This window comes from Klebsiella terrigena (assembly GCF_012029655.1).
GTDB classification, from domain to species: domain Bacteria; phylum Pseudomonadota; class Gammaproteobacteria; order Enterobacterales; family Enterobacteriaceae; genus Klebsiella; species Klebsiella terrigena.
In genome coordinates, this window is the sequence record NZ_CP050508.1 from 3,546,243 (window position 1) to 3,569,851 (window position 23,609).

19 protein-coding genes are annotated in these 23,609 nt (G+C 57.9%); 5 read left to right on the top strand and 14 right to left on the bottom strand.

Annotation, left to right across the window (positions count from 1 at the left end; all coding sequences use genetic code 11):
- Positions 1 to 11: 11 nt before the first annotated feature.
- The 3 genes from lolE to lolC are packed head-to-tail and all read right to left on the bottom strand — an operon-like array spanning position 12 to position 3,149.
- Positions 12 to 1,256: a lipoprotein-releasing ABC transporter permease subunit LolE gene (lolE, locus tag HCK03_RS16695; RefSeq protein WP_076945223.1), complete on the bottom strand. Its 1,245-nt coding sequence runs from the start codon at positions 1,254 to 1,256 to the stop codon at positions 12 to 14.
- Positions 1,256 to 1,957 carry a lipoprotein-releasing ABC transporter ATP-binding protein LolD gene (gene lolD, locus HCK03_RS16700; RefSeq protein ID WP_041144989.1) on the bottom strand — a complete coding sequence of 234 codons (702 nt, stop codon included), beginning with the start codon at positions 1,955 to 1,957 and terminating at the stop codon, positions 1,256 to 1,258. Before lolD ends, lolE begins: the two co-directional genes overlap by 1 nt.
- A complete protein-coding gene (gene lolC / locus HCK03_RS16705; protein ID WP_134525563.1) occupies positions 1,950 to 3,149 on the bottom strand; it encodes a lipoprotein-releasing ABC transporter permease subunit LolC in 1,200 nt (399 codons plus the stop codon). The genes lolD and lolC overlap by 8 nt, the downstream gene beginning before the upstream one ends.
- 352 nt (positions 3,150 to 3,501) lie before the next feature.
- On the opposite strand from lolC, the gene mfd reads away from it, so the two are divergent.
- Together mfd and ldtC are read left to right on the top strand one after the other, a co-directional pair.
- Positions 3,502 to 6,948, top strand: a complete 3,447-nt coding sequence (gene mfd, locus HCK03_RS16710; protein ID WP_167691926.1) for a transcription-repair coupling factor — start codon at positions 3,502 to 3,504, stop codon at positions 6,946 to 6,948.
- A 163-nt stretch (positions 6,949 to 7,111) separates the two neighbouring features.
- On the top strand, positions 7,112 to 8,074 hold the full coding sequence (gene ldtC, locus HCK03_RS16715) for a L,D-transpeptidase LdtC (protein ID WP_041144986.1): 963 nt from the start codon (positions 7,112 to 7,114) through the stop codon (positions 8,072 to 8,074).
- A 550-nt stretch (positions 8,075 to 8,624) separates the two neighbouring features.
- On the opposite strand, the gene bhsA is transcribed toward ldtC, so the two are convergent.
- On the bottom strand, positions 8,625 to 8,882 hold the full coding sequence (gene bhsA, locus HCK03_RS16720) for a multiple stress resistance protein BhsA (protein WP_041144985.1): 258 nt from the start codon (positions 8,880 to 8,882) through the stop codon (positions 8,625 to 8,627).
- A 248-nt stretch (positions 8,883 to 9,130) separates the two neighbouring features.
- On the opposite strand from bhsA, the gene HCK03_RS16725 reads away from it, so the two are divergent.
- Together HCK03_RS16725 and HCK03_RS16730 are read left to right on the top strand one after the other, a co-directional pair.
- Positions 9,131 to 9,766, top strand: coding sequence for a TetR/AcrR family transcriptional regulator (locus tag HCK03_RS16725; protein ID WP_041144984.1), 636 nt, complete (start codon positions 9,131 to 9,133; stop codon positions 9,764 to 9,766).
- Between the two features lie 264 nt (positions 9,767 to 10,030).
- Positions 10,031 to 12,217 carry a TonB-dependent siderophore receptor gene (locus HCK03_RS16730; protein WP_115193152.1) on the top strand — a complete coding sequence of 729 codons (2,187 nt, stop codon included), beginning with the start codon at positions 10,031 to 10,033 and terminating at the stop codon, positions 12,215 to 12,217.
- A 54-nt stretch (positions 12,218 to 12,271) separates the two neighbouring features.
- Here HCK03_RS16730 and HCK03_RS16735 read toward each other — a convergent pair whose 3' ends face one another.
- From HCK03_RS16735 to hinT, 8 genes are all read right to left on the bottom strand, one after another.
- On the bottom strand, positions 12,272 to 12,811 hold the full coding sequence (locus tag HCK03_RS16735; RefSeq protein ID WP_052698707.1) for a glycine zipper 2TM domain-containing protein: 540 nt from the start codon (positions 12,809 to 12,811) through the stop codon (positions 12,272 to 12,274).
- 262 nt (positions 12,812 to 13,073) lie between these two features.
- Positions 13,074 to 14,378, bottom strand: a complete 1,305-nt coding sequence (locus HCK03_RS16740; RefSeq protein ID WP_076945221.1) for an NAD(P)/FAD-dependent oxidoreductase — start codon at positions 14,376 to 14,378, stop codon at positions 13,074 to 13,076.
- Positions 14,379 to 14,615: 237 nt separating this feature from the next.
- Positions 14,616 to 15,158, bottom strand: a complete 543-nt coding sequence (gene ycfP, locus HCK03_RS16745; protein ID WP_041144980.1) for an alpha/beta hydrolase YcfP — start codon at positions 15,156 to 15,158, stop codon at positions 14,616 to 14,618.
- Positions 15,159 to 15,194: 36 nt separating this feature from the next.
- Positions 15,195 to 16,205 carry a beta-N-acetylhexosaminidase gene (gene nagZ / locus HCK03_RS16750; protein WP_161795650.1) on the bottom strand — a complete coding sequence of 337 codons (1,011 nt, stop codon included), beginning with the start codon at positions 16,203 to 16,205 and terminating at the stop codon, positions 15,195 to 15,197.
- Between the two features lie 28 nt (positions 16,206 to 16,233).
- The gene (gene thiK, locus HCK03_RS16755) at positions 16,234 to 17,049 is read right to left on the bottom strand and encodes a thiamine kinase (protein WP_041144978.1); all 816 of its coding nucleotides are present in this window, start codon (positions 17,047 to 17,049) and stop codon (positions 16,234 to 16,236) included.
- Positions 17,030 to 17,659, bottom strand: a complete 630-nt coding sequence (gene lpoB / locus HCK03_RS16760; RefSeq protein ID WP_161795674.1) for a penicillin-binding protein activator LpoB — start codon at positions 17,657 to 17,659, stop codon at positions 17,030 to 17,032. The genes thiK and lpoB overlap by 20 nt, the downstream gene beginning before the upstream one ends.
- Before the next feature lie 21 nt (positions 17,660 to 17,680).
- On the bottom strand, positions 17,681 to 18,055 hold the full coding sequence (locus HCK03_RS16765; RefSeq protein ID WP_167691927.1) for a YcfL family putative periplasmic lipoprotein: 375 nt from the start codon (positions 18,053 to 18,055) through the stop codon (positions 17,681 to 17,683).
- A 3-nt stretch (positions 18,056 to 18,058) separates the two neighbouring features.
- A complete protein-coding gene (gene hinT / locus HCK03_RS16770; protein WP_041144975.1) occupies positions 18,059 to 18,415 on the bottom strand; it encodes a purine nucleoside phosphoramidase in 357 nt (118 codons plus the stop codon).
- A 362-nt stretch (positions 18,416 to 18,777) separates the two neighbouring features.
- Here hinT and fhuE point away from each other — a divergent pair, with 362 nt between their 5' ends.
- Positions 18,778 to 20,961, top strand: a complete 2,184-nt coding sequence (gene fhuE / locus HCK03_RS16775; protein WP_167691928.1) for a ferric-rhodotorulic acid/ferric-coprogen receptor FhuE — start codon at positions 18,778 to 18,780, stop codon at positions 20,959 to 20,961.
- Between the two features lie 114 nt (positions 20,962 to 21,075).
- Here the strand turns inward: fhuE and ptsG are convergent, their stop codons facing one another.
- The gene (gene ptsG / locus HCK03_RS16780) at positions 21,076 to 22,509 is read right to left on the bottom strand and encodes a PTS glucose transporter subunit IIBC (RefSeq protein ID WP_041144973.1); all 1,434 of its coding nucleotides are present in this window, start codon (positions 22,507 to 22,509) and stop codon (positions 21,076 to 21,078) included.
- 304 nt (positions 22,510 to 22,813) lie between these two features.
- Complete coding sequence (locus HCK03_RS16785) at positions 22,814 to 23,599, bottom strand: metal-dependent hydrolase (RefSeq protein ID WP_167691929.1); 786 nt, start codon at positions 23,597 to 23,599, stop codon at positions 22,814 to 22,816.
- Between the last annotated feature and the right edge of the window lie 10 nt (positions 23,600 to 23,609).

Below are 23,609 nucleotides of genomic sequence, written 5' to 3' on the forward strand. Positions count from 1 at the left end.
ATGACGATAAATTACTGGCCACTCAGCACCCTCGCCGGGTCAATGCGGCTGGCGCGGCGGGCGGGATACCAGCTGGCCAGCAAACTCAGCAACAGTGCCGTCACCAGCACGTAAATGACGTCCAGCCAGTGCAGTTCAGACGGCAGGAAGTCGATAAAATAGATGTCGCCGGAGAGGAATTTATGCCCAATCAGGGATTCAAGGCCGTTAATAATCGACGTCAGCTTCAGCGCGCAAACCACGCCAATGGCGACCCCGATCAGGCTTCCGACCGAACCGGCAAGTAAACCATACCATACGAAAATCGCGCGGATCAGGCCGTCTTTTGCGCCGAGCGTGCGCAGTACCGCAATATCGCTGCTTTTATCTTTCACCGCCATCACCAGGGTGGAGACGATGTTAAAGCAGGCGACGCCGATAACCAGCACCATCGCGAGATACATAATGGCGCGGATCATCTGGATATCGCGATACATATAGCCGTAGGTGCCGATCCAGCTCTTGATATAGACGTAGCTGTTGGTGACTTCACCGGCGTCGCGCACCAGGGTGTTGGCGTGGAAGACGTCGGTGACTTTAATCGCGATCCCGGTGACGCTGCTGCCCATATCCAGATACTGCTGAGCATCCGGCATCGGGATCATGGCGAAGCTGTGATCGAGCTGGCCGCTCAGCTGCAGGATCCCGGTGACGTGCAGCCTGACGCGTTTCGGCTGCAGCAGCTGGTGCTCGGCGTCGGAGTTCGGGATCATTATCGATACCCAGTCGCCCTGCTTAACGTGCAGCGCATCGGCGACGCCCTTGCCTAAAATAATCTGCTGCTCGCCGGGCTTAAAACCGGCCCAGGCGTTGTTCTGCACGAAGGTCGGCAGCGAGCTCAGGCGGCTCTCCTGCTGAGGATCGACGCCCTTGACCTGAATGGCGCGCATGTTGCTGCCGCTCTCCACCAGCCCGGTAAAGTTGATATAGGGCGCCGCCGCAACGATGCCCTTGACCTTCTCAACCTTCGCCAGCGCCTCGTTCCAGTTGCTCCAGGGCTGCTTAACCGGCTCGATTTCCCCGTGGGGAACCACCGCCAGAATGCGGTTATTGAGCTCGCGTTCAAAGCCGTTCATAGCGCTCAGGCCGACGATCAGCACCGCCACGCCCAGCGCAATGCCGACGGTCGAAATCACCGAAATAAGCGATACCATGCCGCCGCGTCGACGGCCCCGGCTAAAGCGCAGGGCGATCAATAGGGATAACGGAGAGGCCATTACTCGGCCCCCATCAGGGTCAGTTCCGCGTTCAGGTGGCCATCACGCATCTCCAGCTGACGGTTCATCCGTTTTGCCAGTTGCAGATCGTGGGTCACCACCAGGAAAGCGGTGCGCTGCGCGATATTGAGCTCGCCCAGCAGCTGGAAGATGCTGTCGGCATTGCGGGCGTCAAGGTTACCGGTCGGCTCATCCGCCAGCACCAGCCGCGGCTTGTTAACCAGCGCACGGGCAATCGCCACGCGCTGGCGTTCGCCGCCGGAGAGCTCGGACGGACGATGGCTGCTGCGGTGCTCAAGGCCAACCGCGCGCAGCATCTCTTTTGCCTGGCGTTCGATATCGGCCGCTTTCTGCTTGCCGATCAGCAGCGGCATCGCCACGTTTTCAAGGGCGGTGAAATCCGGCAGCAGGTGGTGGAACTGATAGATAAAGCCCAGCTCGCGGTTGCGCAGGTCGGCGCGGGCCGCGGCGGAGAGCTGGCTCATCGGCTGGCCGGAGAAAATAACGTCGCCCGAGGTCGGCGTATCGAGGCCACCGAGCAGATGCAGGAGCGTACTTTTGCCGGAACCCGAGGTGCCGACAATCGCCATCATCTCGCCCTCTTCAATGCTGAAGCTGACATCGTGCAGCACATCCGTTTGCACGTTGCCTTCCTGATAGCGTTTGCACAGATTGTCGCATTGCAGCAGGATCTTATTCATAACGTAAAGCCTCAGCGGGTTGGGTGGCGGCAGCGCGCCAGGAAGGATACAACGTCGACAACAATGCCAGCACCATCGCCACCAGCGCAATCATCGTCACCTGCAGCGGTTCGATGGCTACCGGCAGCGCGGCGCCGTCAAGAAACGCGCCGATAATCGGCATCAAATTGTTCAGCTGGCTGGCGAGCAGCACGCCGAGCAGCGCGCCGAGCAGCGCGCCGACGATACCGGCGCTGGCGCCCTGTACCATAAAGACCAGCATAATCTGCCGCGGCGTCAGGCCGAGGGTTTGCAGGATAGCCACCTCGCCCTGTTTTTCCATCACCATCATTCCGAGCGAGGTGATGATATTAAAGGCCGCCACCGCCACAATCAGGCTCAGCAGCAGGCCCATCATATTTTTTTCCATCCGCACGGCCTGGAACAGCTCGCCCTTGCGCTCGCGCCAGTCCTGCCACTTCGTGCCTGCAGGCAGGGTTTGCTGGCTGAGCGTATCCACCTGCAGCGGCTGGTTCAGCCACAGGCGCCAGCCGGTAATATTTCCCAGCGGGTAGCGCATCAGGCGCGACGCATCGTCGATATTGGTCAGCATCTGGTAGCCGTCGACTTCGCTACTGGCGGCGAAGGTGCCGATAACGTTAAACAGGCGCTGGCTCGGCACGCGGCCCATCGGCGTAAACTGGCTGGCGGACGGCACCATCACGCGGATCTGGTCGCCGCGATTAACCCCGAGCTGGCCGGCCAGCTGCTCGCCGAGAATAACGTTATATTTCCCGGCCTGCAGGTCGCTCTGCTTGACGTTAACGAGGTACGGCGTCAGCGGATCTTTTTGCGCCGGGTCGATACCGAGCATCACCCCAACTGCGACGCTGCGCGCGCTTTGCAGCACCACGTCGCCGGTGGTCAGCGGCGCGACCCGGCTGACGCCCTGCAGCTTGACGGCGCTTTCCGGCAGCGTTTGCGGATTGATTGAGCCCTGCTGGGCGCTAAGAATGGCCTGCGGCATCAGCCCCAGGATGTTGTTCTGCAGCTCGCGTTCAAAGCCGTTCATCACCGACAGGACGGTCACCAGCGCCATCACGCCGAGCGTAATGCCAATGGTTGAAAGCCAGGAGACGAAACGACCGAAGCGGTCAGCTGCGCGCCCGCGCATGTAGCGAAGGCCGATAAAGAGTGCGGCAGGTTGGTACATGTATTCCATCTGGTTGCTGATAGCCGATGCACGAGTATATATGTCATAGCACAACGCGTAAATCACTGAAACGGTAAGTTTTTGTCGCCAAGCGGAGAAAAAGTAAAGATAAATCAATCGGATATTTGATATGTCAGTTCTTATCTATCAGAATCTTTCCCCGCAAACGAACATCCTTTTGTCATTCGGGTTGGCGAATTAAGGCCAATCGCGGATAATCAGAGGCATTGAATATCAGCGATTTGCCCCTACATCGTAGAGCGAATCACTCAGAGCCTATTGCGGTAGGCGTACTTTGCTGGCAAATAAAAAAGCCTAATGGGATAGGCTCTAAGGGATCCTGACAACCGCTATGTCTCAACAATATCGATACTCACTGCCGGTCAAACCCGGCGATCAGCGGCAGCTCGGCGAACTCACCGGCGCGGCCTGCGCGACCCTGGTCGCAGAAATGACCGAGCGCCACGACGGCCCGGTGATCCTCGTCGCCCCCGATATGCAAAACGCCCTGCGCCTGAATGATGAAATTCGGCAGTTTACCGACAGCATGGTCATCGCCCTGGCGGACTGGGAAACCCTGCCCTACGATAGCTTCTCGCCGCATCAGGATATTATCTCCTCCCGTCTGGCGACCCTTTATCAGCTGCCGACCATGCAGCGCGGCGTGCTGATCGTACCGGTCAGCACGCTGATGCAGCGCGTCTGTCCGCATAACTACCTGCATGGCCACGCGCTGGTGATGAAAAAAGGCCAGCGCCTGTCGCGGGATACCCTGCACGAGCAGCTGGATAGCGCGGGCTATCGCCACGTCGATCAGGTCATGGAGCACGGCGAATACGCGACCCGCGGCGCCCTGCTCGACCTCTACCCGATGGGCAGCGAGCAGCCGTATCGCCTCGATTTCTTCGATGATGAGATAGACAGCCTGCGCCTGTTTGACGTTGACAGCCAGCGCACGCTCGAAGAGGTGGCGGCGATCAATCTGCTGCCCGCCCACGAATTCCCGACCGATCAGGCCGCCATCGAGCTGTTCCGCAGCCAGTGGCGCGATCGCTTCGAGGTCAAGCGCGATGCCGAGCATATCTATCAGCAGGTCAGCAAAGGCACCCTGCCCACCGGCATCGAATACTGGCAGCCGCTGTTTTTCAACGAGCCGCTGCCGCCGCTGTTTAGCTACTTCCCGGCGAACACGCTGATCGTCAATACCGGCGAGCTGGAAGCCAGCGCCGAACGTTTCCAGAGTGAAACTCACGCCCGCTTTGAGAGCCGGGGTGTTGACCCAATGCGTCCGCTGCTGCCGCCGGAGCTGCTCTGGCTGCGCAGCGATGAGCTGTTCAGCGAGCTGAAAAAATGGCCGCGCGTGCAGTTAAAAACCGACCGTCTGGCGGAGAAAGCGGCCCATACCAACCTCGGCTATCAGAAGCTGCCGGAGCTGGCGATTCAGGCGCAGAACAAAGCGCCGCTGGATAACCTGCGCCGCTTCCTCGAATCCTTTAGCGGGCCGGTTATCTTCTCGGTCGAGAGCGAGGGCCGTCGCGAAGCGTTGGGCGAAATGCTGGCGCGCATTAAGGTTGCGCCAAAGCATATCTTGCGTCTCGAAGAGGCGACCGGCAGCGGCCGCTATCTGATGATTGGCGCCGCCGAGCACGGCTTTATCGATGGCCCGCGCGGCCTGGCGCTGATTTGTGAAAGCGATCTGCTGGGCGAGCGCGTGGCGCGCCGACGCCAGGACTCGCGGCGCACCATCAACCCCGATACCCTGATTCGCAACCTCGCGGAGCTGCATATCGGCCAGCCGGTGGTGCATCTTGAGCACGGCGTCGGCCGCTATGCGGGAATGACCACCCTCGAGGCCGGCGGCATCAAGGGTGAATACCTGATGCTTACCTACGCCAATGACGCCAAACTATACGTCCCGGTCTCCTCGCTGCATCTGATTAGCCGCTATGCCGGCGGCGCGGAGGAGAGCGCCCCGCTGCACAAGCTCGGCGGCGACGCCTGGGCGCGAGCGCGGCAAAAAGCGGCGGAGAAGGTGCGCGACGTGGCGGCGGAGCTGCTGGATATTTATGCCCAGCGCGCGGTCAAATCCGGGTTTGCCTTCAAGCACGATCGCGAACAGTATCAGCTCTTTTGCGACGGCTTCCCGTTTGAAACCACCCCCGATCAGGCCCAGGCCATCAACGCGGTGCTGAGCGATATGTGCCAGCCGCTGGCGATGGATCGTCTGGTCTGCGGCGACGTGGGCTTTGGTAAAACCGAAGTTGCCATGCGCGCCGCCTTCCTGGCGGTAGAAAACCATAAGCAGGTGGCGGTGCTGGTGCCGACGACCCTGCTCGCTCAGCAGCACTTCGACAACTTCCGCGATCGCTTCGCCAACTGGCCGGTGCGCATCGAAATGTTGTCTCGCTTCCGCAGCGCCAAAGAACAGGCGCAGATTCTGGAACAGGCGGCCGAGGGCAAAATCGATATTCTGATCGGCACCCACAAGCTGCTGCAGAGCGAAGTGAAGCTGCGCGATCTTGGTCTGCTGATCGTCGATGAGGAGCACCGCTTCGGCGTGCGGCATAAGGAGCGCATCAAGGCCATGCGCGCCGATGTCGATATTCTGACGCTCACCGCGACGCCGATCCCGCGTACCCTGAATATGGCCATGAGCGGCATGCGCGATCTGTCGATTATCGCCACTCCTCCGGCGCGCCGTCTGGCGGTGAAAACCTTCGTTCGCGAGTACGATGCGCTGGTGGTACGCGAGGCCATGCTGCGTGAAATACTGCGCGGTGGCCAGGTCTACTATCTCTACAATGACGTGGAAAACATCCAGAAAGCCGCCGACCGCCTGGCCGAGCTGGTGCCCGAGGCCCGCATCGCCATCGGTCACGGGCAGATGCGCGAACGCGAGCTTGAGCGGGTGATGAACGATTTCCACCACCAGCGCTTTAACGTGCTGGTCTGCACCACCATTATTGAAACCGGGATCGATATCCCGACCGCCAATACGATCATCATCGAGCGCGCCGATCATTTCGGCCTTGCTCAGCTGCACCAGCTGCGCGGGCGCGTCGGGCGTTCACACCATCAGGCCTACGCCTGGCTGCTGACTCCGCATCCGAAGGCGATGTCCACCGATGCGCAAAAGCGTCTGGAAGCGATCGCCTCCCTGGAGGACCTCGGCGCCGGGTTCGCCCTGGCCACCCACGATCTGGAAATTCGTGGCGCCGGCGAGCTGCTGGGCGAAGACCAGAGCGGGCAGATGACCACCATCGGCTTCTCGCTGTATATGGAGCTGCTGGAGAACGCCGTTGATGCCCTGAAGGCCGGACGCGAGCCGTCGCTGGAAGACCTGACCAGCCAGCAAACGGAGGTCGAACTGCGGATGCCGTCCCTGCTGCCGGACGACTTTATCCCGGATGTAAATACCCGACTCTCGTTCTACAAGCGCATCGCCAGCGCCAAAAGCGAGCACGAGCTGGAGGAGATCAAGGTGGAGCTTATCGACCGCTTCGGCCTGCTGCCGGACGCGGCCAGAAATCTGCTGGATATCGCCCGTCTGCGCCAGCAGGCGCAGAAGCTTGGCATTCGCAAGCTGGAGGGGAACGAAAAAGGCGGCATGATTGAGTTTAACGAAAAGAACCACGTCAACCCGGTGTGGCTGATTGGCCTGCTGCAGAAACAGCCGCAGCACTTCCGCCTCGACGGGCCGACGCGGCTGAAGTTTATGCAGGATCTCGCCGAGCGGAAAACGCGCATGGAGTGGGTTCGCCAGTTTATGCGCCAGCTGGAAGAGAACGCCGTCGCCTGACCGTGACGGAGAAAATGGATACGGTGATATTCATCGTATCCATTTTTTCATCCGACACATTCAGCAAACTTTACAAATGTTTTGCAATCCACCAGGGTTTCCCCACACTCCCCCGCGCCATAATTTGTCTCTGTTTCCGTAGGAAAATAACCACTTATTTATTATGGTCATAAACTCTTCGCGTATCTCTCTGTGGCTGGCGCTGGTTGCCGTTGTCGCCGCGCTGGCGCTTCCGGCCCATGCTAACACCTGGCCTTTACCGCCGCCGGGAAGCCGTCTGGTGGGGCAAAATCAGTTCCACGTGGTCCAGGATAACGGCGGTTCGCTGGAAGCCATTGCCAAAAAGTATAACGTCGGTTTTCTGGCGCTCCTGCAGGCTAACCCCGGCGTCGACCCCTACGTTCCCCGCGCCGGCAGCGTGCTGACCATTCCGCTGCAGACGCTGCTGCCGGACGCGCCGCGCGAAGGGCTGGTGATTAATCTCGCCGAACTTCGTCTGTACTACTATCCGCCGGGCAAGAATGAGGTGACCGTCTACCCTATCGGTATCGGCCAGCTTGGGGGCGATACCCTTACGCCAACGATGGTCACGACCGTCTCGGATAAGCGCGCTAACCCGACCTGGACGCCGACGGCCAATATCCGCGCCCGCTACAAGGCGATGGGCATCGAGCTGCCTGCCGTGGTTCCCGCCGGGCCGGATAACCCGATGGGGCACCACGCGATCCGCCTGGCGGCCTACGGCGGCGTCTATCTGCTGCACGGTACCAATGCCGATTTCGGCATCGGTATGCGCGTAAGCTCGGGCTGCATTCGCCTGCGCGATAATGATATTAAGACGCTGTTCAATAAAATTACCCCCGGAACCCGGGTAAATATTATCAACACGCCGATTAAGGCTTCCGTTGAGCCAAACGGCAGCCGGCTGGTCGAGATTCATCAGCCGCTGTCGAAGCACCTTGATGACGATCCGCAGACGCTGCCCATCGTGCTTAACGCCGAAATGCTGGCCTTCAAGGAGGCGCCGCTGACCGACCGGCCGGTTATGGAGCGCGCAATCGAACTGCGTTCGGGCATGCCGATTGACGTGACCCGCCATCAGCCGGATAGCGGGCAGGCGCTGTAATCGCCCTATTCTGCCTGGCGTCTTTCCGTCAGGCAGAACGTCCTTCCCCGGCGCCGGGTGAGCGGATTTGTGGGAAGAGAAGCCTCTTCCCCTTTAACCTCTTGTAACCATCTTCGCAATCCCGCGCCGAAATCGCTGCTGCGCGCTGCGCTCGGCTCAATTCGACCTACTCGCTCCTGCCTCAATTCACCTCTTGCGGCCTTCGGTTCGCCTTTTCCTCTGCACCGGTTTATCCGCGCGAAAGCGTCGGTCAAAACAACCGATATTATCCGCCGCAAGAGGGCGACGGGACTGCCTGCAACCTCACGCGAGGAAACGGGGATCGCAGCGATGCAAGACGTCCGCTGAGCGGAAAACCGCTTAACTGAGGGGGGTCTTTATGGTGTTTTATTGGGGAGAGAGCCGGACATTCAGACAGCGAGTCGCGGTCCATAAGGGTGTGGACCGCTTCGCAATATTGGCATAACAGGGGAACAACTTACTGCTTACTACCGCGGCCTGATAAAGGGGTCAGAACCGCGTTTGTCAGTGGCATGACAGAGGGAACAGCTTATTTGTAGATAACCGCAGTCCCGTGCAGGGTGTTAGGACCGGTTACCGACGTAATGCGGAATGAAGTCGCGCCCATTTCTTCAGCTTTCTGCGCCAGCTGGTCTTCCAGAGAGCCCAGGTTGGTACCGGCAGAAGCGGAAACGGTGCCGATTTTTTGCTGGCCAGCAGGAGTGGATTGCACTTCAACGGCGGCAAAGCTTGCGAAAGAGAGTGAGCTTAGTACGGCAGCGAGGGTCAGAGTTTTGATGGTTTTCATGATTATTATACCTATGCAGATGATTTTTATTAGGGTCGTAAGAATTAACTTAACGATCGATAGGTAAATAATAATGTGACCTGCATCACACGTCAACGCATTTTTATAACGATCGTTTAATTATTTATAAACAACTTAAAATTCATACATATATGAATTATTTATTTTTGGACTGACTCTGCTGGCAGGTTATGCCGTTTATTTTTATAATGGCCCTTCAACAAACCAACATAGGTACAGGCGGCATCATGACAACTGACGTTCAAAGTTGCACAAAAAAAAGCCGTGGCCGACCTAAAGTGTTCGACAAGGAAGCGGCGCTGGATAAGGCCATGACGCTGTTCTGGCAGCATGGGTATGAGGCAACCTCCCTTGCCGACCTGGTGGAAGCTACCGGGGCAAAGGCCCCTACGCTCTACGCCGAATTCGTCAATAAAGAGGGGCTGTTTCGCGCGGTGCTCGATCGCTATATCTCGCGCTTTGCCGCCAGACACGAAGCGCAGCTGTTTGACGAAGAGAAGTCGGTCGACCAGGCTCTGCGGGACTATTTCACCGCGATCGCCACCTGCTTTACCAGTAAAGATACCCCGGCGGGCTGCTTTATGATCAACACCTCCGCGGCGCTGGCGGCCTCCTCTACCGATATCGCCAACACCATTAAGTCGCGGCACGCTATGCAGGAGCAGACGCTGACCCAGTTCCTGCAGCAGCGCCAGCTGCGCGGCGAGCTCCCGGAAAACGGCGACGTTCGCCAGCTCGCGCAGTTCTTAAACTGCGTCCTGCAGGGGATGTCGATCAGCGCTCGCGAAGGCGCCGATTTCAGCAAATTAATGCAAATTGCCGAGACCACCCTGCGCCTGTGGCGGCAAATCCTCCAGCACTAACCCGCTCTGCTGCCCGGTGATCTCCGTCACCGGGCCTGCGTCTCCCCGGCACCACCCTCTGCCTTAACCCCATTTTCACTAATGTTTTCACACCTTTAAGCGTTAATTTGTTGTAAATGATATTGATAACAATAATCACTACGTGCAGAATTCGCATTTGAGTTTTTCAATTTGTTTCACCCTGTAACAATCGGTGCGCACGCGCCGAAAAAATAGAACAACAATGCTTAACAACAAAGCAATTAACTCATAAAAGGAATGCGAATGAACACGCGTCTCTGGGTGCTTAACCCACTGCTGCTGGCTACCACCCTCCCCGTCTTTAGCACCCAGGCGGCTGAAGAAAACCTGATCGTTAGCGCCAACCGTACGCACCGTACCGTTGCCGAAATGGCGCAGACCACCTGGGTTATTGAAGGTCACGAAATTGAACAGCAGGTTCAGGGCGGCAAGGAGTTCAAAGATGTGCTGGCGCAGCTCATTCCAGGCATCGACGTCAGCAGCCAGGGACGGACAAATTACGGCATGAATATGCGCGGTCGCGCGATCGTGGTGCTGATCGACGGCGTGCGGCTAAACTCCTCCCGCACCGACAGCCGTCAGCTCGACGCCATCGATCCGTTCAACATCGAGCACATCGAGGTCATCTCCGGCGCCACCTCGCTGTACGGCGGCGGCAGTACCGGCGGCCTGATCAATATTGTCACCAAAAAAGGCCAGCAGGATCGCCAGGTCGATCTCGAACTGGGCGGCAAAACGGGTTTTGCTAACAGCAACGATCATGATGAGCGGGTGGCGGCAGCGGTGAGCGGCGGTACCGACCACGCCTCCGGCAGATTATCGGTGGCCTATCAGCGCTTCGGCGGCTGGTATGACGGCAATAACGATGCGCTGATCCTCGATAATACCCAGACCGGTTTACAGCACTCCGACCGCCTCGACGTGATGGGCACCGGCACCATCAACATCGACGATAATCGTCAGCTTCAGCTGGTCACGCAGTACTATAAAAGCCAGGGCGACGACTACGGCCTGTACCTGGGGAAAAACATGTCGGCGGTCACCGGTGACGGCAAGGCCTACACCACCGACGGGCTGGACTCCGACCGCGTACCCGGCACCGAGCGCCACCTGATAAGCCTCCAGTATTCCGACGCCGACTTCTACGGTCAGAATCTGGTCAGCCAGATCTACTATCGCGATGAATCCCTGACCTTCTACCCCTTCCCGACCCTCGCTAAGGGCCAGGTCGGCAGCTTCTCCTCCTCGAAGCAGGATACCGATCAGTACGGAGCCAAAATTACCCTCAACAGCCAGCCGCTGGAGGGCTGGGACCTGACCTGGGGGCTCGACGCCGATCATGAAACCTTCAACGCCAACCAGATGTTCTTCGACCTCAACGAATCAATGGCCTCCGGCGGGCTGAATAATCAGGCCATCTACACCACCGGCCGCTACCCGGGCTACAGCATCACCAATCTCGCTCCGTTCCTGCAGAGCAGCTACGATCTGAACGATATCTTCACCGTCAGCGGCGGCGTGCGCTACCAGTGGACGGAAAACCGGGTGAATGATTTTGTCGGCTATGCGCAGCAGCAGGACGTCGCCAACGGGAAAGCCCGCTCGGCGGACGCCATTCCCGGTGGGAAAACTGATTACGATAACTTCCTGTTTAATGCCGGGATTGTCGCCCACATTACCGACCGTCAGCAGACCTGGTTTAACTTCTCCCAGGGCGTCGAGCTGCCGGATCCGGGCAAATACTACGGCATCGGTAAATACGGCGCCGCCGTTAACGGCAACCTTCCGCTGCTGTCGAGCGTCAACGTCGGTGATTCACCGCTGCAGGGGATAAAAGTTAACTCTTACGAGCTGGGCTGGCGCTACACCGGCGACAACCTGCGCACGCAGCTGGCGGCCTACTACTCAACGTCGGACAAAACCATCGTCGTCAACCGCACCGATATGACGATTGACGTTGAGTCCGATAAGCGGCGTATTTACGGCGTTGAAGGGGCGGTAGATTACGCCTTCCCGCAGAGCGACTGGAGCACAGGAGCTAACTTCAACGTCCTGAAATCGCAGGTGAAGAGCGAAGGCAGCTGGCAGAAATGGGATGTGACCCTCGCCTCACCGTCGAAAGCCACCGCCTGGGTCGGCTGGGCGCCGGACCCGTGGTCGCTGCGCGTGCAAACCCAGCAGGTGTTCGATCTTAGCGACGCCAGCGGCAACAAGCTTGATGGCTACAACACCGTCGACTTTATCGGCAGCTACGCGCTGCCGCTGGGTAAGCTGACCTTCAGCATCGAAAACCTGCTGAACGAAGACTACGTCACTATCTGGGGACAGCGCGCGCCGCTGCTCTACAGCCCAACCTACGGCAGCAGTTCGCTGTATGAGTACAAAGGCCGCGGCCGCACCTTTGGTCTGAACTACGCCCTGAGCTTCTGATAAAAAAAGCCCCTCACCCTGAGCGTGAGGGGCAAATATCAATAAACGTCTTTTTTACGCTTTGTTATTCAGGATCAGCTGACCGTTACTATCCAGCGGAATTTGCGTGCCGGGGTCATGTTCCATGCGAATCTTGCCCTGCTGTCCGCCAATTTTGTACGTGACGTCATAGCCCAGCATTTTATCCGATTTGTCATACACCGTTTTGCAGCGCTGCTGCGTGGTGGTGTAGGTATCGCCTTCCTGCATCGATCCCTGAATCTGGTTACCGGCATAGCCGCCGCCCAACGCGCCCACGACGGTGGCAACGCTGCGGCCACGGCCGCCGCCAAACTGGTGGCCGATAACCCCGCCGGCAACCGCGCCGAGTACCGAACCGGCAATGCGGTTTTCATCCTGTACCGGACGACGGTGGGTTACGGTGACGTTGCGGCACTCCTGACGCGGCGTTTTAACACTTTCTTTAATCGGCGTACTGGAGACCACCTGCGCATACTGCGGTCCGCGATCCAGTACGTTCAGACCGGCGACAGCTGCCACACCCAGCGCGGCGGCCACGCCAATCCCTATACCCGCCAACATTGATTTATTCACGGGGCATCCTCCGTTGTTGCTGATAGCGATAATTTTGCTATCTACCCGGGGAGCTTGCAAATGAGAAAGCGGATGAAAAATGCGAGGATATGCAGCAAACAGCGGGGATTCAGAGGAATCCGAGAGGATATAGCGAATCTTACAGGACGATATTCCGGATAATCGCCCGGCAGCGCGTTATCTGACCAGGCGACAGCTCGTCGCGCTCCGCGAACCCGGACAAGGCGTTAACGCCGTCATCCGGGAGCGGAGCGCCCGAGAATTAGTGCAGCTTCAGGCGCGGACGAATGATGCGGTTGATGCGCCCTACCAGCATCATCAGGCCGGTTTTAAAGTAGCCGTGCAGCGCAATCTGGTGCATGCGGTACAGGGAGATGTAAACGAAGCGCGCAATGCGGCCTTCGATCATCATTGAACCGCGCATCAGGTTACCCATCAGGCTGCCGACGGTCGAGTAGTTGGAGAGCGAAACCAGCGAACCGTGATCCTTATAAGCATAAGGTTTCAACGGCTTGTTTTTCATCTGCGCGAGGATGTTATGCAGCGCGCAGGTTGCCATCTGGTGAGCGGCCTGCGCGCGCGGCGGCACGAATCCGCCTTCCGGACGGGCGCAGGAAGCGCAGTCGCCGATGGCGTAGATATCCGCATCGCGGGTCGTTTGCAGCGTCGGCTCAACCACCAGTTGGTTGATGCGGTTGGTTTCCAGACCGCCGATCTCTTTCATAAAGTCCGGCGCCTTAATCCCGGCAGCCCAGACCATCAGATCGGCCTTAATAAACTCGCCGTCTTTGGTGTGCAGGCCGTTAGCATCGGCGCTGGTGACCATGGTTTTCGTCAGCACCCGCACGCCGAGCTTGGTCAGCTCGCTGTGCGCGGCGCCGGAAATACGCGGCGGCAGCGCCGGCAGAATACGCTCACCGGCCTCAACCAGCGTGACGTTCAGCGCTTCGTTGGTCAGCCCTTTGTAGCCGTAGCTATGCAGCTGCTTAACCGCATTATGCAGCTCGGCAGAGAGCTCTACGCCGGTGGCCCCGCCGCCAACGATAGCAATATTCACTTTGCCGCTGGCGCCGAGATCCGCGGAGTATTTCAGGAACAGGTTCAGCATTTCCTGATGGAAACGACGCGCCTGGTGCGGGTTATCGAGGAAAATGCAGTTCTCTTTAACGCCCGGCGTATTAAAGTCGTTAGAGGTACTGCCCAGCGCCATCACCAGGGTGTCGTAAGGCAGCTTACGCTCGGCCACCAGCAGCTCGCCCTTTTCATCACGCAGTTCACTGAGCGTGATGGTTTTGGTTTCGCGATTGATATCCGCGACTGACCCGAGCTGGAACTGGAAACCGTGATTGCGGGCATGAGCCAGGTAGCTCAGCGCATCTACACCTTCGTCGAGCGAACCCGTTGCCACTTCATGCAGCAGCGGTTTCCACAGGTGGCTATGGTTGCGATCCACCAGGGTGATTTTCGCTTTTTTGCTGCGGCCCAGCTTTTTACCCAACTGAGTAGCCAGTTCCAGTCCGCCGGCGCCGCCACCCACGATTACTATTTTTTTCAATGGTGTAGTCACGTGACCCCCTAAAATTATTAACCAATTGTTAATTAAAAGTTATAAAAATAGCCTTTAATTAACAACAAGTTACAGCATTGAAACCATTCAGCGGAATCGAGAATAACATGAACGGTTCATTGGTCATACCAAAATTGATATGCATCAAGTTTTACCGCATATTTTTTGCGCAGGCAATCACGGAATGGATAAAAAAAAGCCCGCGGTGCGTTCACACAGCGGGCTGGAGGGGGGCTATCAGCCGAGGGTTTTAAAGGCCTTTATCCGCTGCAGGTGCGGGGAGATACTCTTGAATTTATGGCCCTGTTCGTTATCCCAGATGATTTCATAGTAGTGGTGCAGCAGCTCAGCCGAACGCTGGCTGTCGAGCGCTTCATCCTTGCGGGAAAGCATCACCAGGCAACGATCGCGATTTTTTTCACGGAAGTTATTCACGCACTTCGTGCCGATATCCGCGTACTCTTCCGGGCGATCGATCTTCCCTTCCATATTCTCATCGGGAAACAGGTTCGGGTTAAAAATAGCCTGGCGGATATCGCAGAGGAAGCCAATCCGTTCCGCCCAGTAGCCGCCGAGACCGACGCCGCAAATCAGCGGCCGATCGTCGGCGTTGAGCTGCAGCATCTTATCGACTTCTTTTAACAAGTGCTGCATATCGTGTTTCGGATGCCGCGTACTGTAGCTAATCAACCGCACGTCGGGATCGATAAACTGCAGCTGCAGCACCTTTTCATGGTTACCGGGGCTGTTAGAGTCAAAACCGTGTAAATAGATAATCATCGCATCCTCACCAGACAACAACGCCCTTCAGGTTCGCTACGCGGACTTCGCCTCCTGCCAGCGCGCGTGGAGCTGCTCCAGCTGCGCGTTGACCCTCTTCCAACGGGCGGAATCCCTTAGCTCCTGACGGGTAAAGGAACCTTTATGATACAATTTCGTAACACGCTCTGCTTTGATCGGCGACAGGTTATCCAGCACGCTGACCGCACCCTTACGATTATTGCAGACCAGGATCATATCGCAACCTGCATCCAGAGAAGCCTGTCCGCGTTCGGCATAGCTGCCCATAATCGCCGCGCCTTCCATCGACAGGTCGTCGGAGAAAATCACGCCGTCAAAGCCTAACTCCCCGCGCAGTACCGTCTTCAGCCAGTGCGGCGAGCCGCTGGCCGGACGCGGGTCAACGTCGGTATAAATAACGTGGGCAGGCATAATTGCATCAAGGCGCTGCTCCGCAACCAGGGTGCGGAAAACGGCCATATCCCGGGCGCGAATTTCCGCCTCAGCGCGCGGGTCGCGCGGCGTCTCTTTATGCGAATCCGCGGTTACCGCGCCGTGACCTGGGAAATGCTTCCCGGTCGCCTTCATGCCCGCTTCATGCATACCGTCAATAAAGCAGCGCGCGATGGCCAGCGCCTTCTCGGGATCCTCATGATAAGAGCGCTCGCCGATGGCGGCGCTGATGTGGCCGACGTCAAGCACCGGCGCAAAGCTGATATCTATATCCATCGCGATCATTTCGCTGGCCATCAGCCAGCCGGCCTGCGCCGCCAGCCTGCCGCCCTCTTCCATTCCCAGCAGTGCGGCAAAGGACTGCGCGGCCGGCAGGTGGGTAAAGCCCTCGCGAAAACGCTGGACGCGCCCGCCTTCCTGATCGACCGCGATCGCCAGATGATTGTGCGAAGCTTCGCGGATCTGACGCACCAACTCGCGCAGCTGCGCCGGATCGTGATAGTTGCGGGTGAAGAGAATCAGCCCGCCAACCAAAGGGTGCGCGAGGATCTCCCGCTCTTCCGCATCCAGTTCAAAACCTTCGACATCCAACATTACCGGACCCACACTGACCTCTCTTATATTATGTGTCTAACTGACGCCAGGCCGCATCTGCCAGGGCGATAAACTGCCGGTCGCCGGTTTGCTGCCAGCGACGCTCGTACCAGCCTGCCATGAGCATCAATACCCACGGGCGCCAGCGCTGAATTTGTCGCCACAGCTGACGTTCATTCATCTTCGCCAGCCGGGCATACTCCGCCGTCAGCCGTCGCTGCTGTGCAGAATCAATCCACACGGCGGCAAGCTCCAGCGCAATATCGCCGTCGCCGGCATATTCCCAGTCGATCAGCCGCAGCCCGCCCGCGGTATGAACCAGATTGCCCGCATGTACGTCCATATGCAGCGGCGCCAGGCGCAGCGGCTGGGGCTCTCCGCGGCGTAGCAGACGCTTATACCAGCGCAGCCATAGCGGGGTTCGTCGCGAGCGATCGCTCTGCTGCCAGTAGCGTTCCAGCAGCGGCGCCAGCGCGATACGCCAGCCCAGGCACGGCTGCTGGTGCAGATGATACAGCACCCCGGCCAGCTGCGGGCACGGCGGCAGCGCGCTTTTCATTTCACCGACGCAGTATTCCACCACCATCCAGCGCGGGGAGTAAAAAATCGGCGACGGCGCAAGCGTATCCGGCATCCGGGATAACGCGCGATATTGACGAAGGAAATCGCTGGCGGGGGCGGCAGGATCGTGCGGCTGGCGTAATACCAGCCGCCGGGTGCCGTCGCTGACGATGCAGCTACCGCCGCTCAGACCGGCAAAGGCCGGATCGTCGAGCGGCGAATAGCGGGGGAAAAAGCGCGACAATAGCTCATCGCGCGTTAGCTTACTGTTGCTGAACTGCACCTTTACCTGACCAAATAATCTCGCCGGTTTGTACCAGCATCAGCTGCATCTTCAGCTCAGGTGAGTTGACGTTGCCGGTGGCATTAGAGTAGAGCACGTACTGGGCGCCAACGGTGCGCGCAATGCCCATCGCTTTGCTGCGGCTGCCGAGGCTATCCTGCGGTGACAGGCCAAGCTGCTGTTTCGCCACGCCGAGCTGCTGCTGCGAGACCAGCGTAAACTTGCCGTTTCCCGTCAGCGCATTGCGCAGGGCCTCGGTCGCCTCACCCGCGTTCAGCGTACCGTTCGTGCGGTTATTGACGCTATCGACCAGCAGAATACTGCCCGCGTTCACGCCGCCCGCCTGCAGCATCTGCCCGACCATCGGCTGTACCGCACCGCTCCAGTCATAGTGGCGAACGCGCGGGGTTGGCTGAGTCGGCTGCTGTTCATGCTCAATCGGACCCGGCTGCGCCGGCACTGCCGGAATGCCCGGCACCGTTGGTACCGTAGGCTGAGCGGGCTGCTCCGGTTTCGGCTGCGCCTCCCCTACCGGCGCGGGCTCCTGACGCTGCCCAACGCACCCGGCAAGGAATATCGCCAGTGCTGTGATCAACGCATAGCGACACATTTTAATCATCACAATTACCTCTTACAGATAAAGATAGAGTCGGGCCTTATGCGCCCCCAAAATATTTGCGCTACCGTAAAGCGTCACGGATGAGCGTGCGGGCACCGTTATGCTGCGTGCCGGCTCCAGCGGGTGCATCTCCAGCCCTCTGGCGTCATACCAGAAAAAGCGGTAATGCACGACGATCGGCTCCTGGCGTTCGTTGAACAGCTTTGAGGTCGCGGTGGCCTGAATCTCTGAGGCGGTGACCTCAGGCGCATCGGCGCTGATACCTGCGGCTAAGACGTTAGATTCCATCACCAGCGTCTGCTGCTCTCCCACCGGAATTTCCGCGTGAGAACCGCAGCCGGCCAGCAGCGCCGCCGCCAGAAGAGTGCCGAAATGAGCTGCGCGCATTGATTAGCCTTTGTGAGCCAGCATGGGACCCAGCGGGCGACCGCCCAGCAGGTGCATATGGATATGGTAGACTTCCTGGCCGCCGTGGCGGTTACAGTTGACGATCAGGCGATAGCCGTCGTCGGCAAGACCTTCATCACGCGCAATTTTCGCCGCGACGGTCATCATGCGACCCAGCGCCAGCTCGTGCTCCGTGGTGACGTCGTTGACGGTAGGAATCAGGATATTGGGGATAATCAGAATATGGGTCGGCGCCTGCGGAGAAATATCGCGAAAGGCAGTAACAAGCTCATCCTGATAAACAATATCCGACGGGATCTCCCGGCGAATGATTTTGCTAAAAATCGTTTCTTCTGCCATGACTGATTCCTTATTAATTTTTATACCGTGCTCTGGCCTGCCTCTGCAGATAAACGCGGATGCACAGGATTCGTCTAAGAGTATGAGCGAGTTACTCCCCCTCTTTCAACCCGAATGCACTTTTTCTTACGCGGCGGCGGACTTAGCTGATGACGGATTAAGCATATCCCTGATTCTGTCCCGGCACCGCCGTCGATAAAGCGCCTTTTTGCCCCCCTTCTTACGTCTGTTTACACATTAAATATAAATGCGTATATTTCTCATTTGTATTAACAACATGGACGCACCGCACTTCGGGAATGATTCGACCGCGGCCACAGAGCCCCGGCGTATAACGACAGTCTCCTCATTAAGGGTTAATCATGTCTTTCACTACCATCTCACGGGACGGCCGCCGCGCGCCGTCTCTTCTTGCCGTCGGTATTGCGTTAGCGCTCTACCCCACCCTCGGCCTTGCCGCCGACGCGACCGACGACACCATCATTGTAGAAGGAGCAACGCCAGCCGGCACCGACGAACAGCGGCAGGATTACAGCGTTAAAACCACCACCGCCGGAACAAAAATGCTGATGACCCAGCGCGATATTCCGCAGTCGGTCAGCATCATCAGCGAGCAGCGGATGCAGGATCAGCAGCTGCAAACCCTCGGCGACGTGATGGATAATACCCTCGGGATCAGCCGGAGCCAGGCGGACTCCGATCGCAGCAGCTATTATTCCCGCGGCTTTCAGATAGACAACTATATGGTCGACGGCATTCCGACCTGGTTTGAGTCCCGCTGGAACCTCGGCGACGCGCTCTCCGATACCGCGCTTTTTGAGCGGGTCGAGGTCGTACGCGGCGCCAACGGCCTGCTGACCGGGACGGGCAACCCCTCCGCATCGATCAACATGATCCGCAAGCATGCCACCAGCCGCGAGTTTACCGGCAATATCTCCACCGAGTACGGCAGCTGGAACAAGCAGCGCTACGTCGCCGATATGCAGAGCCCGCTGACCGAGGACGGTAACGTGCGGGCGCGTATTGTCGCCGGCTATCAGAATAATGACTCCTGGCTCGATCGCTACAACAGCGAAAAAACGTTCTTCTCCGGCATTCTCGATGCCGACCTCGGCAGCGCAACCAGCCTCTCCGCCGGCTACGAGTATCAGCGTATCGACGTCAATAGCCCAACCTGGGGCGGCCTGCCGCGCTGGAACACCGACGGCAGCAAGAACCACTACGATCGCGCCCACAGCACCGCGCCGGACTGGGCCTATAACGATAAAGAGTTCAACAAAGTCTTCGTTACGCTGAAACAGCGCTTTACCGATACCTGGCAGGCGACCATGACGGCAACCCACTCCGAGGTCAAATTCGACAGCAAAATGATGTACGTCGACGCGTACGTTAACAAAGAGACGGGAATGCTGGTCGGCCCCTACGCCAGCTATGGGCCGGGCTACGATTACGTTGGCGGAACGGGCTGGAACAGCGGCAAACGTAAAGTCGATGCCGTGGATCTGTTTACCGACGGCGGCTTCGATCTTTTCGGCCGCCAGCATAACCTGATGATCGGCGGCAGCTACAGCAAGCAGAACAACCGCTACCTTAGCTCCTGGGCAAACGTATTCCCGGATGAGATCGGCAGCTTCTCTGGCTTCAATGCGGCTAACTTCCCTGAAACCAACTGGGGCCCGCAAAGCCTCGCCCAGGACGACACCACGCGGATGAAGTCCCTGTACGCCGCGACGCGCTTCTCGCTGGCCGATCCGCTGCACTTAATTCTTGGCGTTCGCTATACCAACTGGCGTATCGACACCCTCTCCTACAGCATGGAGAAAAACCATACGACGCCGTACGCGGGCCTGGTTTACGACATCGATGATAACTGGTCGACCTACGCCAGCTACACCTCCGTCTTCCAGCCGCAGGATAAGCGCGACAGCTCCGGGAAATATCTGACGCCGATCACCGGAAATAACTATGAGCTTGGTCTGAAGTCGGACTGGATGAACAGCCGCCTAACCACCACCCTGGCGATTTTCCGTATCGAACAGGACAACCTGGCGCAGTCTACCGGTACGCCGATTGCCGGCAGCAACGGCGAAACGGCCTACAGAACGGCGGACGGCACGGTCAGTAAAGGAGTTGAGTTCGAGATTAACGGCGCCTTAACGGATAACTGGCAGATGACCTTCGGGGCCACGCGCTACGTTGCGGAAGATAACGAAGGCAAGGCGGTGAACCCCAACCTGCCGCGCACCAGCGTCAAGCTGTTCACCCGCTACCGTCTGCCGGCAATGCCCGAGCTGACCGTTGGCGGCGGCGTGAACTGGCAAAACCGCGTTTATACCGACACCGTGACCCCGTACGGCACCTTCCGCGCCGAGCAGGGCAGCTACGCGCTGGTGGACCTGTTCAGCCGCTACCAGGTCACCAAAAACTTCGCCTTACAGGGCAATATTAATAACCTGTTCGATAAAACCTACGACACCAACGTCGAAGGGTCGGTGGTTTACGGCGAGCCGCGCAACTTCAGCATCACCGCCAGCTACCAGTTCTGATTTATCCTCAGCGCTGACCAGCAGAACCCAGGGAGCCAGCCGGCTCCCTTTTTACTCGCTTAAGCCAATAAAAAAGGCAGCCATTCGGCTGCCTTAGTCTCCCCACATCACAACTTAGTTGGCGCGGATGTACTCGTCCATTTCAGTTTTCAGGTTATCGGATTTAGTCCCGAAGATCGCCTGAACGCCTGAACCTGCAACGACCACACCGGCAGCACCCAGTTTTTTCAGGCCAGCCTGATCAACTTTCGCTACGTCAGCAACGCTAACGCGCAGACGGGTGATGCACGCATCAAGGTTAGTGATGTTTTCTTTACCGCCGAACGCCGCGATCAGAGCCGGAGCCATTTCGCTGGTGGTGCCCACTTTGCTGTCTTCGGTTGAATCTTCACGACCCGGAGTTTTCAGGTCCAGTGCTTTAATCAGCACGCGGAAGACAACGTAGTACACGATCGCATAGCAAATACCGACAATCGGGAACAGCCATAGCTTGCTGCTGTTACCGGACAGGACGATAAAGTCGATCAGGCCGTGAGAGAACGATGTACCGTCACGCATACCCAGCAGGATACAGATCGGGAATGCCAGACCTGCAAGAATTGCGTGGATAACGTAGAGGATCGGCGCAACGAACATGAAGGAGAACTCGATCGGCTCGGTAATACCGGTCAGGAACGAGGTCAGCGCTGCGGAGATCATGATACCGCCCACTTTTGCGCGGTTTTCCGGTTTAGCGGAGTGCCAGATAGCGATAGCCGCAGCCGGCAGGCCGTACATTTTGAACAGGAAGCCGCCGGACAGTTTGCCCGCAGTCGGGTCGCCTGCCATGTAGCGCGGGATATCGCCGTGGAAGACCTGACCTGCCGCGTTGGTGTATTCACCAATCTGCATCTGGAATGGAACGTTCCAGATGTGGTGCAGGCCAAACGGTACCAGGCAGCGTTCAATGAAGCCGTAGATACCGAACGCCACAACCGGGTTCTGGTACGCAGCCCACTGAGAGAAGGTCTGGATAGCAGTACCGATCGGTGGCCAGATAAAGGAGAGGATCACGCCGGTGAAAATAGCGGCCAGACCGGAGATAATCGGCACAAAACGCTTGCCCGCAAAGAAGCCCAGATACTCTGGCAGCTTGATGCGATAGAAGCGGTTGAACATGTACGCTGCGATTGCACCGGAAATAATACCGCCAAGTACGCCGGTATCAGCCAGGTGTTTAGCCGCAATCTCTTCAGCAGGTAAATGCAGAACCAGAGGGGCAACAACCGCCATGGTTTTCACCATGATGCCGTAAGCAACGACCGAAGCCAGCGCGGATACGCCGTCGTTATTGGTGAAACCAAGCGCGACACCGATAGCGAAGATCAGCGGCATATTAGCGAATACTGAACCGCCTGCCTCTGCCATGACGTGGGAAACGACTTCTGGCAGCCAGCTGAAGTTTGCGGAACCGACGCCCAGCAGGATACCTGCGATAGGCAGTACGGAAACCGGCAGCATCAGCGATTTACCGACCTTCTGCAGGTTAGCAAATGCATTCTTAAACATAATTGAGAGTGCTCCTGAGTATTTGGTACTTTTTTACGTTTTCACGCATTGGCACGGGGGGAGAACCGTGCCGTGGACAGGACATCTAAGCGCCCTTTATTTATTACACAGAGTAAAATAATTGGCGGAATGATTGTTTGACGGCTATCACGTTTCAATCAGTCGGCGTGGGAAAATTTACATCAACTTACATAAGCTGTATCTAAATGTTGCCAAAATCCGCTCACCGCCCCTTTTGTGGCGGTGAACTTTACTCGCTTTAAGTATTAATTACGAGCCTTAAAATAATAGGAAGATCGGCGGGTTACAGGCGGGAGGGGTCGATATGGAACAATCTGGCGAAATTATCGGTGGTCTGCTGCGCCAGCTGCGCCAGCGAAACGCCCTTCAGAACCGCCATGTATTCGGCAACGTCACGAACCATCGCCGGCTGGTTCTCTTTACCGCGATGGGGTACCGGCGCGAGGTACGGCGAATCGGTCTCCACCAGCAGGCGATCGAGGGGAACGTAGCGCGCGGCATCGCGCAGCTGTTCGGCGTTGCGGAACGTGACAATACCGGAAAACGAGATATAGAACCCCATGTCCAGCAATTTACCCGCTGTCTCTCTATCCTCTGTGAAACAGTGTAGTACGCCGCCGCAATCCGTCACTTTTTCTTCCTGCAAAATTGTCAGCGTATCGGCCCGCGCGTCGCGGGTGTGCACAATTACCGGCTTGTTGAGCTTGCGGCCGATGCGGATATGATCGCGGAAGGACTCCTGCTGGCGGGGCTTGGTTTCCGGGGTGTAAAAATAGTCCAGCCCGGTCTCCCCCATCGCCACCACGCCCTCTTCCGCGGCCAGCTTGCGCAGCTCGTCAACGTCGTACGCTTCATCCTGGTTGAGCGGATGCACGCCGCAGGAGAAAACCACGTTGTCACGCTGTCCGACCAGCTCGCGCATCCCGCGATATCCCGGCAGCGTTGTCGCAACGGCAAGGAAGAACTTCACGTCACGCGCGGCGGCTTTTGCCAGCACATCGTCCACGTCTTTATGCAGGGTTTCATAATCCAGGCCATCAAGATGGCAGTGGGAGTCGACTAAAAACATAATGTCTCGC

Coding starts and splice junctions, on each gene's coding strand:
- lolE (WP_076945223.1), bottom strand. CDS start 1,256: ATGGCCTCTCCGTTATCCCTATTGATCGCCCTGCGCTTTAGCCGGGGC.
- lolD (WP_041144989.1), bottom strand. CDS start 1,957: ATGAATAAGATCCTGCTGCAATGCGACAATCTGTGCAAACGCTATCAG.
- lolC (WP_134525563.1), bottom strand. CDS start 3,149: ATGTACCAACCTGCCGCACTCTTTATCGGCCTTCGCTACATGCGCGGG.
- mfd (WP_167691926.1), top strand. CDS start 3,502: ATGTCTCAACAATATCGATACTCACTGCCGGTCAAACCCGGCGATCAG.
- ldtC (WP_041144986.1), top strand. CDS start 7,112: ATGGTCATAAACTCTTCGCGTATCTCTCTGTGGCTGGCGCTGGTTGCC.
- bhsA (WP_041144985.1), bottom strand. CDS start 8,882: ATGAAAACCATCAAAACTCTGACCCTCGCTGCCGTACTAAGCTCACTC.
- HCK03_RS16725 (WP_041144984.1), top strand. CDS start 9,131: ATGACAACTGACGTTCAAAGTTGCACAAAAAAAAGCCGTGGCCGACCT.
- HCK03_RS16730 (WP_115193152.1), top strand. CDS start 10,031: ATGAACACGCGTCTCTGGGTGCTTAACCCACTGCTGCTGGCTACCACC.
- ycfP (WP_041144980.1), bottom strand. CDS start 15,158: ATGATTATCTATTTACACGGTTTTGACTCTAACAGCCCCGGTAACCAT.
- nagZ (WP_161795650.1), bottom strand. CDS start 16,205: ATGTTGGATGTCGAAGGTTTTGAACTGGATGCGGAAGAGCGGGAGATC.
- lpoB (WP_161795674.1), bottom strand. CDS start 17,659: ATGTGTCGCTATGCGTTGATCACAGCACTGGCGATATTCCTTGCCGGG.
- HCK03_RS16765 (WP_167691927.1), bottom strand. CDS start 18,055: ATGCGCGCAGCTCATTTCGGCACTCTTCTGGCGGCGGCGCTGCTGGCC.
- hinT (WP_041144975.1), bottom strand. CDS start 18,415: ATGGCAGAAGAAACGATTTTTAGCAAAATCATTCGCCGGGAGATCCCG.
- fhuE (WP_167691928.1), top strand. CDS start 18,778: ATGTCTTTCACTACCATCTCACGGGACGGCCGCCGCGCGCCGTCTCTT.
- ptsG (WP_041144973.1), bottom strand. CDS start 22,509: ATGTTTAAGAATGCATTTGCTAACCTGCAGAAGGTCGGTAAATCGCTG.
- HCK03_RS16785 (WP_167691929.1), bottom strand. CDS start 23,599: ATGTTTTTAGTCGACTCCCACTGCCATCTTGATGGCCTGGATTATGAA.